Below are 275 nucleotides of genomic sequence, written 5' to 3' on the forward strand. Positions count from 1 at the left end.
CTACCGCCGGAAGAGAAATCTCGGGTGGCAATGCGGCGCGAATGCGGGACTCCAGACCTAAACGTTTTAGTCCGGCTACCGCAAGAATGATGGCATCGTATTCGCCGTTATCCAGTTTACTCAGGCGAGTGCCGACGTTGCCTCGCAGGGAGCGGATAATCAGATCCGGGCGGCGTTCAGCCAGTTGGCACTGGCGACGTAAACTGGACGTCCCGACGATACTGCCTGCCGGTAACGCATCCAGATTGTCATAGTTATTGGACACAAAGGCATCG

General features: G+C 56.4%; 1 pseudogene. It reads right to left on the reverse strand.

From position 1 onward, the window contains the following. Window positions 1-275, reverse strand: a pseudogene (locus tag SB772_RS40610) (hydroxymethylbilane synthase); the annotation flags it as partial.

The sequence above is a fragment of the Paraburkholderia sp. SIMBA_030 genome (assembly GCF_046535245.1).
Lineage (GTDB): Bacteria > Pseudomonadota > Gammaproteobacteria > Burkholderiales > Burkholderiaceae > Paraburkholderia.